This window comes from Aurantimonas sp. A2-1-M11, from assembly GCF_036549475.1.
Classification (GTDB): domain Bacteria; phylum Pseudomonadota; class Alphaproteobacteria; order Rhizobiales; family Rhizobiaceae; genus Aurantimonas.
Genome location: NZ_JAZHLI010000028.1, coordinates 1 through 15,775 on the forward strand (window position 1 = coordinate 1; position 15,775 = coordinate 15,775).

16 protein-coding genes are annotated in these 15,775 nt (G+C 66.8%); 6 read left to right on the forward strand and 10 right to left on the reverse strand.

Annotated elements, in window-relative coordinates:
* Positions 1 to 634: 634 nt before the first annotated feature.
* Both VQ042_RS13835 and VQ042_RS13840 read left to right on the forward strand, forming a co-directional pair.
* Positions 635 to 1,396: an SDR family NAD(P)-dependent oxidoreductase gene (locus tag VQ042_RS13835; protein ID WP_331820208.1), complete on the forward strand. Its 762-nt coding sequence runs from the start codon at positions 635 to 637 to the stop codon at positions 1,394 to 1,396.
* 174 nt (positions 1,397 to 1,570) lie between these two features.
* Entirely contained in the window at positions 1,571 to 2,437 is an 867-nt protein-coding gene (locus tag VQ042_RS13840; protein ID WP_331820209.1) for a DMT family transporter, read from the forward strand.
* A 28-nt stretch (positions 2,438 to 2,465) separates the two neighbouring features.
* Here VQ042_RS13840 and VQ042_RS13845 read toward each other — a convergent pair whose 3' ends face one another.
* Both VQ042_RS13845 and VQ042_RS13850 read right to left on the reverse strand, forming a co-directional pair.
* Entirely contained in the window at positions 2,466 to 3,038 is a 573-nt protein-coding gene (locus VQ042_RS13845; protein WP_331820211.1) for a TadE/TadG family type IV pilus assembly protein, read from the reverse strand.
* Positions 3,039 to 3,045: 7 nt separating this feature from the next.
* A complete protein-coding gene (locus tag VQ042_RS13850; protein WP_331820213.1) occupies positions 3,046 to 3,615 on the reverse strand; it encodes a TadE/TadG family type IV pilus assembly protein in 570 nt (189 codons plus the stop codon).
* 198 nt (positions 3,616 to 3,813) lie between these two features.
* Between VQ042_RS13850 and VQ042_RS13855 the strand changes: the two genes are divergently transcribed.
* A complete protein-coding gene (locus tag VQ042_RS13855; RefSeq protein WP_331820215.1) occupies positions 3,814 to 4,623 on the forward strand; it encodes a 3'(2'),5'-bisphosphate nucleotidase CysQ family protein in 810 nt (269 codons plus the stop codon).
* 45 nt (positions 4,624 to 4,668) lie between these two features.
* On the opposite strand, the gene VQ042_RS13860 is transcribed toward VQ042_RS13855, so the two are convergent.
* Both VQ042_RS13860 and VQ042_RS13865 read right to left on the reverse strand, forming a co-directional pair.
* On the reverse strand, positions 4,669 to 6,198 hold the full coding sequence (locus tag VQ042_RS13860; RefSeq protein WP_331820217.1) for an undecaprenyl-phosphate glucose phosphotransferase: 1,530 nt from the start codon (positions 6,196 to 6,198) through the stop codon (positions 4,669 to 4,671).
* Positions 6,199 to 6,500: 302 nt separating this feature from the next.
* Entirely contained in the window at positions 6,501 to 7,058 is a 558-nt protein-coding gene (locus tag VQ042_RS13865; protein ID WP_331820219.1) for a polysaccharide biosynthesis/export family protein, read from the reverse strand.
* Positions 7,059 to 7,472: 414 nt separating this feature from the next.
* Between VQ042_RS13865 and VQ042_RS13870 the strand changes: the two genes are divergently transcribed.
* Complete coding sequence (locus VQ042_RS13870) at positions 7,473 to 8,102, forward strand: hypothetical protein (protein ID WP_331820221.1); 630 nt, start codon at positions 7,473 to 7,475, stop codon at positions 8,100 to 8,102.
* 9 nt (positions 8,103 to 8,111) lie between these two features.
* Here VQ042_RS13870 and VQ042_RS13875 read toward each other — a convergent pair whose 3' ends face one another.
* Entirely contained in the window at positions 8,112 to 8,336 is a 225-nt protein-coding gene (locus VQ042_RS13875; RefSeq protein WP_331820222.1) for a DUF2842 domain-containing protein, read from the reverse strand.
* Between the two features lie 177 nt (positions 8,337 to 8,513).
* On the opposite strand from VQ042_RS13875, the gene VQ042_RS13880 reads away from it, so the two are divergent.
* The gene (locus VQ042_RS13880) at positions 8,514 to 9,602 is read left to right on the forward strand and encodes a COX15/CtaA family protein (RefSeq protein ID WP_442880087.1); all 1,089 of its coding nucleotides are present in this window, start codon (positions 8,514 to 8,516) and stop codon (positions 9,600 to 9,602) included.
* A 104-nt stretch (positions 9,603 to 9,706) separates the two neighbouring features.
* Entirely contained in the window at positions 9,707 to 11,077 is a 1,371-nt protein-coding gene (locus VQ042_RS13885; RefSeq protein ID WP_331820226.1) for an HD-GYP domain-containing protein, read from the forward strand.
* A 25-nt stretch (positions 11,078 to 11,102) separates the two neighbouring features.
* Here the strand turns inward: VQ042_RS13885 and argC are convergent, their stop codons facing one another.
* From argC to rplM, 5 genes are all read right to left on the reverse strand, one after another.
* Positions 11,103 to 12,158 carry an N-acetyl-gamma-glutamyl-phosphate reductase gene (argC, locus tag VQ042_RS13890; RefSeq protein WP_331820228.1) on the reverse strand — a complete coding sequence of 352 codons (1,056 nt, stop codon included), beginning with the start codon at positions 12,156 to 12,158 and terminating at the stop codon, positions 11,103 to 11,105.
* A 122-nt stretch (positions 12,159 to 12,280) separates the two neighbouring features.
* Complete coding sequence (locus VQ042_RS13895; protein ID WP_331820230.1) at positions 12,281 to 13,423, reverse strand: DegT/DnrJ/EryC1/StrS family aminotransferase; 1,143 nt, start codon at positions 13,421 to 13,423, stop codon at positions 12,281 to 12,283.
* Positions 13,424 to 13,606: 183 nt separating this feature from the next.
* A complete protein-coding gene (speB, locus tag VQ042_RS13900) occupies positions 13,607 to 14,569 on the reverse strand; it encodes an agmatinase (protein WP_331820232.1) in 963 nt (320 codons plus the stop codon).
* Positions 14,570 to 14,741: 172 nt separating this feature from the next.
* Positions 14,742 to 15,218 (reverse strand): 30S ribosomal protein S9, encoded by a 477-nt coding sequence (rpsI, locus tag VQ042_RS13905; protein ID WP_331820235.1) that lies wholly within the window; start codon positions 15,216 to 15,218, stop codon positions 14,742 to 14,744.
* Entirely contained in the window at positions 15,218 to 15,682 is a 465-nt protein-coding gene (rplM, locus tag VQ042_RS13910) for a 50S ribosomal protein L13 (RefSeq protein WP_331820237.1), read from the reverse strand. Before rplM ends, rpsI begins: the two co-directional genes overlap by 1 nt.
* Positions 15,683 to 15,775: the final 93 nt, after the last annotated feature.

Below are 15,775 nucleotides of genomic sequence, written 5' to 3' on the forward strand. Positions count from 1 at the left end.
CAGAGACCCCGGGAAGGACTCACAGCGCCTCAGGCGAATGACCGCAGCATGGGACGACGAGTTCCTTGCAAGCCTCGTCAGACCCTGAGCTCATTCACCCGATTCCCCTGGGTATGCAACAGGTCTAAAGTCTAGCGAGCACTGCATCATTCGTGTGCGGCTACGGGATCGGGGTTTTTTCGGGCTCGCGCGCGGTCCGGAAATCTGGCGATATCGTCGCGATGCTTGCTGTCCGGCAGGCTTCAGGACCATGTCTGGAGTTATGAACACGCGGATGGAAGATCGCCCGCCGGGGCCGCCCTGTTGGCCGGGCATTTGACCGAAGTCATTGCCTGTCGCTCGATCCCGCCCCTAAGAAGGGGAAAAGGGAAAGAGACCATGGCACGCACGCGCCGCCCCGGCCAGCGGGGGGATGGCCGACTTTCATCAGGCGAAATACGACGTCTTCCGCATCCTGCAGCGCAGCGAGCGGCAGGTGCGGGCGCTGATGCAGCCGACGGGTGGGCGCGGCGTCTGAGCCGAGGCTCGCCCGTCCATCCCCGGCATGCTACCAGCCGCTGATATCCCATCAAACAGAGCGTTTCTTGTCCGGCCTTCAAGACGCATGACGCTCCGGAATGCGAAGGAACTACCCATGCGCTTTGCCAGCTATCCCAGTCTCGAAAATGCCAGCGTCGTCGTCACCGGCGGCGCGTCCGGCATCGGCGCCGACATGGTCCGTGCCTTCGCCGAACAGGGCGCGAGGGTCGGCTTCGTCGATATCGACCGCGAGACCGGTGCGGCCCTGGCGGGCGAAATGTCCGGGGCCGGACGGCAGGTGCGCTTCGAGGGTTGCGACCTGCGCGACATTGATGATCTCAAGCGCGCCTTCGCGGCGCTCGCCGAAGCAAACGGACCCGCGGCCATCCTCGTCAACAATGCCGCGCGCGACGATCGCCACGGCTGGGAGGACGTGACGCCGGACTATTTCGACGAGCGCATCGCCACAAATCTGCGTCACATGTTCTTCGCCATCCAGGCCGCCGCGCCCGGCATGATCGCGGCCGGCAAGGGCTCGATCATCAACATGGGGTCGAATTCCTGGTGGGAGGCGTCCGGTAACATGCCCGCCTACACCACCGCCAAGGCGGCCGTGCACGGCATGACCCGCTCCTTCGCGCGCGACCTCGGCGAGCACCGCATCCGGGTCAACACGGTGGTCCCGGGCTGGATCATGACCGAACGCCAGAAGCAGCTCTGGGCCAATCCCGAGGCGCTGGACCGGCACAAGGCGCGCCAGTGCCTGCCGGACCTGATCGAGCCGGTCTATGTCGCCCGGATGGTGCTGTTCCTGGCCTCCGACGACGCAGCCATGTGCACCGCCAACAACTACATGGTCGAAGCCGGATCGATCTGATCACGCGCCCGCTGGAGCCCGGCCCGCGTGCCGCCTGATGGTGCGCGGGATGCGGGCAGCATCGCGCCAGTGCGCCGAAGTCGAAAAATGCGCGGGTCCGGCCATCGCCGGGCTCGCTTTCGCGGCCGGGGCGGGGCAGAAGCGGTCCATGCATGATGTGAGCCGCGACCTTTCATGACCAAGCCCAGCGGCGTTCTGGCCGGGATCCTGCTGACGATCCTCTCCGGCTTCCTGCTGGCGACCATGGACACCTTCGGCAAGCATCTCACCGGGGAACTGCCGGTCATCGAGATCGTCTGGGCGCGGTATTTCTTCCACACCGTTCTGATGACGGCCTGGCTGGCCAGGACCCGCGGCCGCAGCTTCCTGCACAGCCGGCGGCCGGGCCTGCAGCTGGCGCGGGGCGCGGCGCTGCTCTGCGCGACGACGCTGATGTACATCTCCTTCGCGCATGTGCCGCTGGCCGACGCGACGGCGGTGCAGTTCTTCGCCCCGGTGCTCGTCACAGTCCTGTCGGTGATCTTCCTGGGCGAGCGGATCGGCGTGCCGCGGATCGCGGCCGTGCTCGCCGGCTTCGTCGGCGTGCTCCTGATCGTGCGGCCGGGATTTGCCGATACCAGCCCGTATCTGCTGCTGCCGCTGCTCTCGGCGGTGATCCTGTCGGGCTATTTCCTGATGACGCGGGCGCTGTCGAGCCCCGAGGAAAACGCGGCGACGCTGTTCAACACGACCGCCGTCGGCGCCGTGCTCCTGACGCTCGTCGTTCCCTTCGTCTGGGAGACGCCGACATGGACCAGCTTTACGATGATGGTGACGATCGGCACGCTCGGGGCGCTCGGCCATTTCTGTATCGTGCAGGGCTTTTCCTACGCCTCGGCCTCAGCGCTGTCGCCGTTTCTCTACGCCCAGGTGTTCTTCGCCAGCATCTACAGCGTGACGCTGCTCGGCGATCCGCTCAGCCTGAACTTCATCCTCGGAGCCGCGATCCTGATCGCCAGCGGCCTGACCATCTGGTGGCGTGAGAACCGCGCCCGGCGCTGAACGCCGACAGCATCAGGGTCGTCCGGCGTCAGGAATTGTCCCAGACGATGCTTTTGCTGATGCGCGGCCGGAAGGTGTATTCCTTGGTCATCTTCGTGCCGCCGAAGAACCCACCATAATCCATGACCGGATTGTAGGGGTAGCTGACGGTGACCACCACGAGATAGGTCGCGGCGTCGAAGACGAGCTCGGGCGGCACGGTGTAGGGGTCGCCGGGATTCAGCGCCGGGCCGGTATTGGCGCGCGACCAGTCGACCGTGCCCTTGCCCGTGGCGTCGACGCTGACCGTGGTGACGATCATGGTCAGCCCTTCGGTGGGGAAGGGGACCATGATCGCCGCCGAGATGTCGTAGATGTTCTGGAGCCCGATGCTGGTCATCGTGCGGTTGCGGGCGACGAGATTGCCGACCGTCTCGGCCGTCGATTCCACCTTGCGGCTCGCCTCCAGCGCCTTGGATGCCTCGAAGCCGCCGAGATAGATCAGCAGCAGCCCCGGCAGGATGATGGCGAATTCCAGCGCGGCGACGCCACGGCGGTTCGCCCAGAAGGCGGAAAGACGTTCGCGTGTGCGGCGAAACGGGACGGCGAGCTGTGCGATCATCGGTCCCTCAGCTGCAATTGGCGTTGCTGTTCAGGCGATCCCCGAAGGGCTCGTTCATGAAGGCGGCGATGGAGAACATGACGCTGTTGCCGTCGGTATCGGCGGCCAGCTTGTGCAGGAAGGACGCCGTCCAGGGCCATTCGTAATAGGCGCGCAGCACGGTGATGGCGTTGGCCGCGCCAGGATCGAAGCAGAAACTGCTGTCGTCCACCCGCTTCAGCTTCATCGGCACGTCCGTCGGAATGTCGGCGAAGGCCGGGATGGTGCGCAGGTCGAGCTTCAGCTTGTCGCAGGTCAGAAGGAAATCGACCTTGCCGCAGATCTTCTCGCGGAACACCGCTTCCTTGATGTCGGCCTGCTGGATCTGGCCGGTGAAGACCTCGCGGGCGACGTCATCGACGGCGGTGTCGAGGAGGATGCCGGCGGCGGAGATCACGAAGGTCTCCACGATCGCGAAGATCAGCATGAAGAGCGGCGCCGCGACCATCGCGAATTCGACCGCGGTGGCGCCGGACCGGTCGCGCCCGAAGGACCTGCGCTGGTTGTTCTGCGTCTTGATGACGGATCGAAGCGGCACGGTGATCTGGTGTCCCCGAAATGGTTCGCGAGACACGATCATCGGGCACGGGAGTTACTTTTCTCTCAGGAAAGTCACGTCAAACTGCGCGATCGGCGGTCAGGGTTAGCAAAACGTGACTTTCGGGGAGACCGGAAAGCGCTTGCGGCCGGGCCGGCAACCGGATTAGCCCGAAGCGGCAACTGACGGGAGTGAGCGATGAGCGAGGACAAGATCGACACGGCGCTGATGGTGGAGGCCGTGCGGGCCGGCATGGCGGCCATCCTCGCGCAGTCCGGACGCGGCGTCGACTTCAAGTCGGACCGATCCCCGGTCACCGAGGCCGACAAGGTTGCCGAACGGGCGATCGTCGCGGTGATCGCGCGGGACTGTGCGCTGCCGATCGTGGCGGAGGAAGCCTTTTCGGCCGGAGAAGTCCCCGCGGTCGGCCGGCGTTTCCTCCTGGTCGATCCGCTCGACGGCACCAAGAGCTACATCGCCGGCACGCCGGACTACACGGTCAATGTCGCCGTGATCGAGGAGGGGGTGCCGGTCTTCGGCTGCGTCGGCATTCCCGAGAGCGGGACGATCTACCATGGCGGGGCAGGTACGCCCGCCGTGGTGGAGCGCGACGGCCGCACCGTAGCGCTGGCCTGCCGCAGGGCCGGGCCGGCACTCGATGTCGTTGCCAGCCGCAACCACCTCGACGACGCGACCCGCGCCTATATCGACCGCCTCGACGTGGCGGCGCGCAAGTCCATCGGGTCGTCGCTGAAATTCTGCCTGCTGGCCGAGGCGCAGGCCGATCTTTATCCGCGCTTCGGCCGCACCATGCAGTGGGACACGGCGGCCGGCGATGCGGTGCTGCGCGCGGCCGGCGGCATGACCGTGACGCTGGACGGCACGCCGCTGGCCTATGGCCGCACCCAGGCGCCGGACGAGGATGTCTTCGGCAATCCGTATTTCATCGCGGTCGGCGATCGGGAGTTGCTGCGCCGGCCGGGGATCGTGCCGCAGCCGGTGCCTTGAATATCGGCCCGACCATGGGACTCGCCATCCGGACCGCACGACGTCCTAATAGGCCGATTTCGTCCGCATGAGGCTGAAGGGCGTCATGGCGAGGATGTAGAGGTCGAGCAGCAGCGACCAGTTCTCGATGTAATAGAGGTCGTGCTCGAACCGCTTCTTCAGCTTGTTGGGCTCGTCGATCTCGCCGCGCCAGCCCTTGATCTGCGCCCAACCGGTGATTCCCGGCTTGACCTTGTGGCGGCCGAAATAGCCGTCGACGATCGCCACGAAGGTCTCGTTGCCGCTGGAGATGGCGTGGACGGCATGCGGCCGCGGCCCGACCAGTGACAGGTCACCGCGCAGGACGTTGAACAGCTGCGGCAGTTCGTCGAGTGAGGTCTTGCGGATGAAGCGCCCGACGCGGGTCACCCGCTTGTCATACCGGGTGACGATCTGGCGGGCCAGCGGATCGGACATCTCGGCATAGAGCGAGCGGAACTTGAACACCTCGACGATGTGGTTGTTGAAGCCGTGCCGTTTCTGGCGAAAGATCACGGGACCCTTGGAATCCAGCTTCACGGCGAGGGCGGTCAGAAGGAAGACCGGCGAAAGCAGGATGATCGCGAGGCTGGCGAAGATCACGTCGAAGACCCGCTTGGCGATCCAGTCCCAGTCCGCCAGCGGCCGGTCGAACACGTCGATCAGCGGCACGTCGCCGACAAAGGAATAGGTCCGCGGGCGAAACCGCAGTTCAGCCGAGTGGGCCGACAGGCGGATGTCCAGCGGCAGCACCCACAGGCGCTTGAGCAGGGACAGGACTCGCTGTTCGGCCGACAGCGGCAGGGTGACGATGAGCATGTCGATGCGGGTACGGCGGGCGAACTCGATCAGTTCCCGGATGTTGCCGAGCTTGGGATAGCCGGCGACGATGGGCGGCGAGCGGCGGTCGTCGCGGTCGTCGAAGATGCCGCAGATGCGGATGTCGCTGTCGGGCTGGCCTTCCAGCTTGCGGATCAGGCTTTCCGCACCGCGACCGCCGCCGACGATGATGGCGCGGCGCTCCATGCGGCCGTTCCGCAGCCAGCGTCGGATCTTGGCGCGCAGGGCCAGGCGTCCGATGGCCAGGAGCAGCGCGCCGCCGACGAACCAGCTGCCCATCCAGACGCGGGAATAGGCGGCGTCGTTGTAGAGGAAGAACAGGCCAACCGTGAGAAGGCAGAGCGTCAGGCTCCAGGCCACGACGATGCGCCAGAGTTCGGCGGCCCGCCCCTTGAGCACCGAGAGCTCGTAGCCGTCGGCGAGATTGATCGCGACGACGCCGAGGGCCGAGCCGACCAGCGTCAGGACGAGATAGGATTCCCACAGATTGGTCGTGATGCCGACATAGCTCACGAAGACCGTGAGACCCACCAGCGTCAGCAGCACGAACTCCACGCTGCGCCAGATGCCGGAGAGCATGCGAGGCGTGATGAAGTCGCCCTTGTACTGTGCCGCAGCCCTGGCCGCGAAGGCGTTGAGCTCGACCGGTCCCTCGGGCTCGGGGAATTGGACGATCGTTTCGTCGTTGAACGGCAGACCGTAATCGATCTTCGCCATGTCGGGTTGGCTCCCATTCCGCCAGCGGTTCGGGCCGCGACCGCGGCGGGTCGACGGCCCACGCGATCCCGTTGTGGGGTCGCGGATGGTCTCTTCGGGCGGACAGGATGGGCGCAAAGGGCTAAGATATGCTTGAGCCAGGGCAGGCAATTGGCGGCGAGGGGCGGGGACGCAATACCTGATCCCGCTTCTCGCGTCGAAGCCGGCGGACCGGCTTCGCATGTGTGACCCGCTGCCGGCGACGGCGGGCAGCCTGGCTGGACAACCGCGCGCCTACGTCGCGACGGCGCAGCCGGTCCGTGTCAGAACCAGCGCTCCCGGACATAGACCGTGTCGCCGGGAAGAATGGGGTCGGAGACGAGCACCCGGCCGGACACGATGCGCTTTCCGACCTGGCGGGTGATGTCGACGGTGCCCTGCTCGGCACGCGGGCTGAAGCCGCCGGCGACCGCGATCGCCTTCTGCACCGTCATGCCGGGGAAATAGGCGTACTGGCCGCCCGTTGCGACCTCGCCCATGATGAAGAAAGGCCGGTAGGTCTCGACCTGTGCGGTGACGTCCGGATCGTTGAGATAACCATTTCGCAGCCGGTCGGCGATCTCGCCCTCGATCTGGGTGGTGGTGCGACCGCGGGCCGGGATCGATCCGACCAGCGGGAAGGCGACGTAGCCGGCCTTGTCCACGGGATAGGCGCCGGTCAGGCCGGCCTGTTCGAAGACGGTGACGCGCAGGACGTCGCCGCTGTCCATCCGGTAGGGCTGGTTCAGCATGGCATGGAAGGCTGGCGACACGGGCTTGTACGCCGCACACCCGGGCAGGCTGATCGCTATCGCTATGATGAAGGCCAGTCTCGGCTTCATGGCTTGAATTCCCGTGGCAGTCCGGCGGACTTGGCATGGCGCCGTCATGACCTTGTTGTTAGACCGTTAGGGTTAATCGACCGTAAAAAGCCCGACTGGCGGAAGGCGTCCGGCGGGATGGGGTGCTGAGCCGTCCCTTAACGGCACGGTTACCGGGCAATGGCAGGTTGCTTGCAAAGCTCACGCATCCGGAGTGCGCATGTCGTCCTGCCTCGAACCGATCCCGTCCCGGCTGCGCCGCGCGGCGACTGCCCTGCACCGGCTGCCGGCCCATGCCCCCGGGAGAGCAGGGCGATGATGGCGGGAAGCCTCCACGCGCTGGGTTCGTCCTTGAGCGGTCTCTTCGCCGGAGGGCGAGGGCGCCCGGCCCGCCGGTTCCCTGAGAGGGACGTCCCTTCCCCCAGAGCGAGTGCCATGGACATGGCGGACGACAGCCCTGCAGACACCGCGGACGACGAAGGCGGCCAGCTCGAACAGGTGGTGACGGCGCGCGAACTGGTCATGGCTCTGCACCGCAGTGCCATCGCCCGGCTGGTGATGCTGTCGGCCGATGCCGACACGGGCTGCTTCGGTGGGGTGGAACTGGCCCGCGCCATCGCCCGGACCGGCCTGTCCTGCATCCTTATCGATCTTTCCGGCGACGAACGGATCGCGGCAGAAACAGGCATTGCGCCGGACAGTCCCGGTCTGCGCGAATTCTCGGACAGCCGGGTGCCGTTCGCCGACATCATCCACCGCGACAGTCGCGGCGACTGCCATGTCGTGCCCTCGAACGGCGCCGCGCCGTCGCCGGACTCGCCCGACATCGCACTGCTGCTGGCGGCCTGCGCCGAGGCCTATGACTGCACGATCGTCCAGCTCGGCGCGGGCTCGCGGGCCGAGCTGGCGTCGCTGCTCGACGAGGAGACCGCGATCGTGGTGGCGGGGCTGGCTAGCAGCCGCAGCGGCTACGAGACGATCGGCAGGGAACTGCGCGCGCTGGGCGTCGACGACCTGATCTTCATGCAATGCGCCGCGGGCCGGCGCGGGTCGCGCGGGGCCTGAGCCGTCGGGTCAGCCGCCCGGCGGGCCGTTGCGCGGGAGGCGTTCCATCCAGGCGATGATGAACATTGCCGGCACGATCCAGAGGATGCCGGTGAAGAAGAAATAGGCCAGGTGCATCCAGCCGCTGGCGGTCGGCAGGTACACCGTCGCCACGGCCGTCGCGACGACGGCGTAGACGATGACCAGAACGACCAGGACGATCGCACCGATGAGCTTTCTGGTTCGGACCGACATGGCGCGCCTTTCGCGGTTGGTGCGGCGGTGGCCGGCGGGTGAGGGCCGTGCCGTCACCCATAAACCGGTCCTTGCCGTCCCCGACGTCTAGTTCGGCTGCGCCGGCAATGCCAGCCTCGCCCCTGCGACTTTCGCGCGCTTGATTGCGTGCGACTTTCGGTGCACATGGCACGCGACATGACGACGATCTTCCAGTCCGCCGCCGGCCATGAGGCCCGATCCCCGCGTCTTCGCGATCGCGCCGCGATCCGCTGGTGGCTCTACGTCACGGCTTTGCTGATCTTCGCGCTGGTCATCGTCGGCGGCGCCACGCGGCTGACGGACTCGGGCCTGTCGATCACCGAATGGAAGCCCATCCACGGCATCGTCCCGCCGCTCTCGGCCGCCGAGTGGCAGGAGGAATTCCAGCTCTACCAGCGCATTCCCCAGTATCAGCAGCTCAATCTCGGGATGAGCCTCGACGAGTTCAAGACGATCTTCTGGTGGGAATGGGCGCATCGCTTTCTGGCCCGCGCCATCGGCTTCGTCTTCGCGATGCCGCTCGCCGTCTTCTGGCTGAGCGGACGGATCGAGCCGTTCCTGAAGCCCCGGCTTGTCGCCATCCTGGCCCTCGGCGGACTGCAGGGCGCCGTCGGCTGGTGGATGGTCGCCTCGGGCCTGACCGAGCGCACCGACGTCAGCCAGTACCGGCTGGCGACCCATCTGACGATTGCCTGCGTGATCTTCGCCGCCATCTTGTGGGTGGCCCGAGGACTGGCGTCCGAACGCCACGACATGCCGCCCTCGGGCGGCTCGGCGGGCGTTGCGGGGCTGATCGCGCTGCTGTCGCTGGCGCAGATCTATCTGGGCGGGCTGGTCGCCGGCCTGAATGCCGGCCTGACCTTCAACACCTGGCCGCTGATGGACGGGATGCTGGTTCCGGATGGCCTGCTCGTCATGGAGCCGGCCTGGGTGAACTTCTTCGAGAACGTCATGACGGTGCAGTTCACGCACCGGATCGGCGCCTATGTGCTGTTCGCCGTGGTCGCGATCCATGCCTTCGCATCGATGCTGCAGGCGCCTGGAAGCGTGCACACCAGGCGCGCGCTGCTGCTCTTCGCCGCGGTCCTCGTGCAGGCCATGATCGGCATCACCACGCTGCTCCTGGCTGTGCCCATCACCTGGGCGCTCGCCCATCAGGCCGGCGGCATCCTCGTCCTGGGGCTTGCGGTCATCCATGCGCGGGCGCTGACAGGCGAATATCGCGCGCCGGCGCCGGCGGCCTGACACGCCACCACGATTGCGTCATCGCCGGTTTTGGCGCTCGCTGAGCTATCATTCGTTAACCCGCGCCTGCGAGTGTTCCGCACGGGAAGCGGGCCGAGGCGGACATGCAGGCAATGACGGGACGTGATGCGCGGCAGGGCGTGACGAAGGCCGAACTCGTCAGCGCCCTCAGCTATGCGCTCGATCTCACCGAAGGCCAGCCCGAGGGCCATGCTCTTCGCTGCTGCTGGATCGGCATGATGGTCGGCCGCGAGATCGGCCTGCCGGAACGGGCTCTGGCCGACCTCTATTACACCCTGCTTCTCAAGGACATCGGCTGCAGCAGCAATGCCGCGCGGATCTGCCAGCTCTTCCTGACCGACGACATCGCCTTCAAGCGCGACATCAAGATCGTCAGCGACAGCCTTCCGCAGGTTCTGCATTTCATGCTCAAGCACACCGGCCTGAAGGCCGGCCTCGCCGAACGCTTCCGGGCGATGGTGGGGGCGATGGCGCGCGGCGATTCCATCTCCCGCGAACTGATCGAGACCCGCTGTCACCGCGGCGCCGACATCGTCCGGCAGATGCGCTTTCCCGAGGCGGTGGCCACCGGCATCCTCGACCTCGATGAGCACTGGAACGGCAAGGGCCAGCCCCGCGGCCTGAAGGGCGAGGTGATCTGCATCTACAGCCGCATCGCGCTGGTGGCGCAAGTGGTCGACGTGTTCCACACCAGCGCCGATTCCGGCTTTGCGATCCGCGAGGTGACCCAGCGCAGCGGCAGCTGGTTCGATCCGGCGCTGATCGCGGCCTTCGAGCGCGTGGCCGCCGATCCCGCCTTCTGGGCGACGCTGAATTCGCCCGATCTGGCCGCAACAGTGATCCGTCTGGCGCCGAACAACAATGCCGAGATCGCTGACGAGGACTTCCTGGACAGCCTGGCCGAGGCCTTCGCCCAGGTTGTCGATTCCAAGAGCCCCTATACGGGCGGTCACAGCGAACGCGTCGCGCTGTTCACCGACATGATCGCCGAGCGGCTGGGGCTGGCCGACGACCACCGCCGCGTCCTCAAGCGCGTGGCCCTGCTCCACGACATCGGCAAGCTCAGCGTCTCGAACCAGATCCTCGACAAGCCCGGCAAGCTGGACGCCGAGGAATGGGCGGTGATCAAGGCCCATCCGGGCTTCAGCGAGGCGATCCTGTCGCGCATCGACATCTTCGCCGACATGGCGCGGATCGCCGGGGCCCATCATGAACGGCTGGACGGGCGCGGCTATCCGAACGGGTTGTCGGGCGACGCGATCTGCTTCGACACGCGGATCATCACGGCGGCCGACATCTTCGACGCGCTGACCGCCGAGCGGCCCTACCGCGCGGCGATGCCCGTCTCCAAGGCACTGGCGATCATGCGCGACGATGTCGGCACGGCGATCGACCCGGCCTGCTTTGCGGCGCTGGAGGCGGCGATCGAGAGCCTCGACCGGGCCGCCGCCTGAGGCGACGCGGCCGCCCTGTTCCGTCTCAGGGGAACAGCGGCAGCTGGGCGATGCCGGTGGTTTCCTCGATCCCGTAGGCGACATTGAAGTTCTGGATCGCCTGGCCGGCCGATCCCTTCACCAGATTGTCGAGGGTGGAGATCACGATGGCGCGGCCGGGAATGCGATCGGGCACGACATTGATCACCACATAGTTCGAGCCGCGGACCATCTGGGTCTGGGGCAGGACGTCCGCATCCGGGATGGTGATGAACGGGTCATCGCGATAGGTTGCGATCAGATGCTCGCGCAGATCGGCCGCGCTCGTCCCGGCGGCCAGCCGCACATAGCTGGTGCACAATTCGCCGCGGCTCATGGGGATCAGATGCGGGGTGAAGTTCACCCGCAGATCCGCGATGCCGGCCGCCCGGCCGATCTCCTGCTCGATCTCGGCCGAATGCCGGTGCTTGCCCACCGCATAGGGCGACAGCCCTTCGCCGGCCTCGCAGAACAGCGTGTTCTCCTTCAGGCCGCGCCCGGCGCCGGACACGCCCGACTTGGCGTCGATGACGATGTCGGTGGCGTCGATCAAGGATGCGCTGGTCAGCGGCACCAGCGACAGGAGCGCGGCGGTCGGATAGCAGCCCGGGCAGGCGATCAGCCGGGCGTCGCGGATGGCCTCGCGGTTGAGCTCGGTCAGGCCGTAGACGGCCTCGCCCTGCAGTTCGGTCGCGACATGGTCGAGCCCGTACCATTCCTTGTAGGCGGCCGGGTCGCGCAGCCGAAAATCGGCCGACATGTCGATTATCTTCGTCCTGGGATAGGTCTCGAAGATCTCCCTGGTGATCGCCTGGGTCGTGCCGTGCGGCAACCCGCAGAACACTGCGTCGACCTCGCTCCAGGGCGCTTCCTCGATCGTCACCAGATCCGGCAGGTCGATATGGGACAGGTGGCGGAAGACCTGCCGCATCGGCTTGCCGGCATGGCTGTTCGCCGTCAGGACGGCGATCTCCATGTTCGGATGGCGGGCGGCGAGGCGGACGAGATCCGCGCCCGTATAGCCCGAGGCTCCGAGCACACCAATCCTGATCCTGTCGGCCATTGCCGTCTCCTCGCACTCGCATGGATCTGGGGCCCCGTGCCGCTCCGGCGCGGGCCCGTCGTGCTGCCGGGGTTTATCGCAATCTGGCGCGACGTCCAGACCAGGACGCCGAGGAACGCCTGCTAGGCGTCGAGCGCCGCCGCCACCGCCGCGACGATGCGGTCCTGCGTGGGCTCGTCCAGATAGGCGTGCATCGGCAGGCTGATCACGTCGCGCGACAGGGCGTCCGAGACCGGCAGTTCGCCGCCGGCCACGGGGAAGTGGCCATAGGCGGTCTGCTTGTGCAGGGGCCTGGGATAATAGATCGCCGTCGGCACTCCGGCCTCCCGCAGGCTGGCGGCGAAAACGCCCCGGTCGGTGCCCTCGGGCAGGCGGATGGTGTACTGCGCCCAGGTCGAGACCGCGTCGCGCAGGAGCTTCTGCGGCGTCACGATGCCGGCGAGCTTTTCGGAATAGCGGGCGGCGATGCGGTGGCGCGCGGCGATCTCGTCGGGGAAGATCGCCAGCTTCTCCATCAGGATGGCGGCCTGCAGCGTGTCCATGCGGGCGTTCATGCCGATCCGCACATTGTCGTACTTGTCTTCGATGTTCTGGCCATGGACCCGCAGCGACGCCATGATCTCGTGGAGCTCGGCGTCGTCGGTCTGAACCGCGCCGCCATCGCCGTAGCAGCCCAGCGGCTTGGCCGGGAAGAAGCTGGTCGACACGACATGCGACCAGCGGCTCGACATCTCGCCGTCGATCGTGCCGCCATAACCCTGGGCGGCGTCGGAAATCAGCTTCAGCCCGTGCGCGTCGGCGATGCGGCGCAGCGCCGGATAGTCGGCCGGCTGGCCGAACAGGTCGACTGCGATGATCGCCCGCGGCGTCAGCCCGTCGCTTGTCGCGACCTCGGCGATCGCCGCTTCGAGGCGGGCGGGGTCAATGTTGAAGGTCTCGGCGTCGACCTCGACGAAATATGGCGTCGCGCCCAGCCAGGCGACCACTTCCGCGGTCGCGGCGAAGGTGAAGCTCGGGCAGAAGACCACGTCGCCCGGCTTGATGCCCCAGGCCATCAGCGGCAGCGCGAGCGCGTCCGTGCCCGAGGCACAGGACAGCGTGTGCGTCGTCCTGCCGAATGCGCCGAGGGCCGCCTCGAACTCGCGGATTTCCGGTCCCAGGATGAAAGCGCCGTGGTCCAGAACGGTCGCGATACGGCGATCGACCTTGTCGCGGATCCGGTCACGCTGGGTGGCGAGGTCGATAAAGGGGATGGTCTGAGTCATGGGGCTCGTCTGGGATCGGATGAAATGGCCGCATCGGGCGATGACGTGGTGATCGAAAAGCCGTCGCCAGGCCACTCAAGATTGATGTCAGTCGCTTACGGAGCGTCGTTTCAGCGGCTTAGCCGCGATTGCTGATTCAAGGTGACAATGCGTTGAATCACTGTCTGAAGTCCTAGGCGCGCGTCATCCGCCGTGTTTCTGCGCCAGCAGCCCGAGGACGTACATGGCGATGGTCGCGCCGGCGACGGCAGTCATGTCGGCGTGGTCGTAGGGCGGCGAGACTTCGACCACATCGGCACCGACCAGCCTGAGGTCCGCCAGACGTCGCAGCACCGCCAGCATCTTGGCGCTGGACGGGCCGCCGGCGACCGGCGTGCCGGTGCCCGGCGCGAAGGCGACGTCGAGACAGTCGATGTCGAAGCTGAGATAGGTGGCCGCGCCGGCCGTGCGCGTCAGGATCGCCTCGGCGATGGCCGCACTGGTCATGTCCTCGACCGCCTCGCCGTCGATGATGGCCGCGCCGCAATCTTCAGGCGCATGGGTGCGGATGCCGACCTGGATCGAGGTGGCCGGATCGATGAGGCCGGCATCGACCGCTGCCTTGACGAAGGAGCCGTGATCGACGCGGGGATTGCCGTCGCCCCCGGTGGCGACCGGCCAGGTATCCTGATGGGCGTCGAACTGGACCAGCGACAGCTTGCCGTGGCGCACGACATGGGCCTGGAGCAGCGGGAAGGTGATCGAATGGTCGCCGCCCAGGGTCAGGAGGAAGCCGGTCTTGGCCAGGATGTCGGCCGCCTCGGCGCGAATGGTCGCATGGGCGGTTTCCGGCAGCCGGTAGTCGAGCAGGCAGTCGCCATAATCGACGACGCGCATGGTCTCGAAGAGATCCCGGGCGAAGGGAAACTGCGGGTCGTTGTCGAAGATGGCCGAGGCGCGGCGCAGGGCCTGCGGGCCGAAGCGCGTGCCCGGACGGTTGGATACTGAGGCGTCGAAGGGCACGCCCCAAACGGTCACGTCGGTGCCGTCCACCGCCTTGGTCAGGCGCCGCCGCATGAAGGAGAGGACGCCGGCATAGGTCGGGTCGCCCGCAGCGCCGGTGGCGCTGCGGGCGGTGAAGGCATGGTCGATGGACGTGCTGGGCATGATCACTTCCGCGAGGAGCATCGAGATTGCGGCAGGCGATTGGCGGCCGAGGAGGGCGCCGCTCCGATGCGCCAGGCCGGCCTGTGGTGCCCACATAAGCAAAAAGCCGCCGGGCGACCACCCGGCGGCTTCGATCTTTGCGCGGGGGCGGCGGCCGAGGCCGCCGCGCCGATCAGCGCTTGGAGAACTGGAAGGACCGGCGGGCCTTGGCCTTGCCGTACTTCTTGCGCTCGACCGTACGCGAGTCGCGCGTCAGGAAGCCGCCCTTCTTGAGAACCGCGCGCAGGCCGGGCTCGTAATAGGTCAGCGCCTTGGAGATGCCGTGGCGAACCGCACCGGCCTGGCCGGACAGGCCACCGCCGGCCACCGTGGCGACGACGTCGAACTGGCCGTCACGGGCTGACGCGACGATCGGCTGACGCAGCACCATCTGCAGGACCGGACGGGCGAAATAGGCCGTGAAGTCGCGGTCGTTGACCGTGATCTTGCCGGTGCCGGGCTTCACCCAGACGCGGGCCACCGCATCCTTGCGCTTGCCGGTGGCATAGGCGCGACCGAACTGGTCGAGCTTCTGCACATGCACCGGCGCTTCCGGCTGTGCGGCGACGTCGGCCGTGCCGAGTTCTTCGAGCGAAGAGAGCTGGGACATTATGCGGCCCTCGAATTCTTGGAGTTCATGGCCCGGACGTCGAGCGTCTCGGGGGACTGCGCCTCGTGCGGGTGCTCGGCACCGGCGTAGACGCGGAGATTCTTGAGCTGGCGACGGCCGAGCGGGCCGCGGGGCAGCATGCGCTCGATGGCCTTCTCGACGACGCGCTCCGGGAAGCGGCCCTCGAGGATGTGGCGCGCCTTGCGCTCCTTGATGCCGCCGGCATAACCGGTGTGCCAGTAATACGTCTTGTTTTCGTATTTCTTGCCGGTCAGGACGATCTTGTCGGCATTGACGATGATGATGTTGTCGCCATCATCGACATGCGGCGTGAAGGTGGGCTTGTGCTTGCCGCGAAGGCGAAGCGCGACGATCGAGGCGAGGCGACCCACGACGAGCCCTTCGGCGTCGATCAGGATCCACTTCTTCTCCACCGTCTCGGTCTTTTGCGAGAAGGTTTTCATGTTCTGCCCTTGGGTGTGCGTGAGCATCGTAGCCGGCCGCGATGGCCGCCGATCTTGGAAAGGCGGCGCTTGCCCGCTCTTCGTGGTGCGGGA